Below are 531 nucleotides of genomic sequence, written 5' to 3' on the forward strand. Positions count from 1 at the left end.
AGGTAATTTAACCTTAGGTGTTACGGCTTCAGATACTGATGTAATGAATAAAGTGTCGCTTTATTTACCTAACGCAGAGCGAAGCTTTGTTTTATGCTCAAACAATTGTTCCCCTGATTTTCAAGTCACGATAACCGGATTTAACCCTCAGTTTGCTAATGAAATAGCAGGGGCTTTGCGCATAGAGCTTATTGTTGAAGACAATTTAGGCAATAGTGCCATTGTTGATGCACTGAATGTTAATTGGCAACCTATTCAAATTTCAGCCGTTAGCGCTAGTCGTGAAAATGGTGTTGTCACTGTTTCTTGGTCAGGCAACTCCGCACTCGAGCGTTATAACCTTTACGCGGCGACAGCGCTTGGAATAACCGCTGAAAACGCTATCGAACTTGATAATGGTTTGCAGCAACTTGCCATTAATGGCACAGCAGCACAATTTACTGATGCCGACCCAAGCAAAAATTATCACCTACTCGTTACCGGCATTAATAATGGCGGTGAAAGTGGTAAATCTAATCCATACATTATCTC

The 531-nt window shown here is 41.6% G+C and carries 1 protein-coding gene; it reads left to right on the forward strand.

Annotation, left to right across the window (positions count from 1 at the left end; translation table 11 throughout):
* Positions 1–531: hypothetical protein (locus H4J38_RS16925; protein ID WP_182133661.1), on the forward strand; the 531-nt coding region annotated here is incomplete at both ends.

The sequence above is a fragment of the Colwellia sp. BRX10-3 genome, from assembly GCF_014077505.1.
Lineage (GTDB): Bacteria > Pseudomonadota > Gammaproteobacteria > Enterobacterales > Alteromonadaceae > Cognaticolwellia.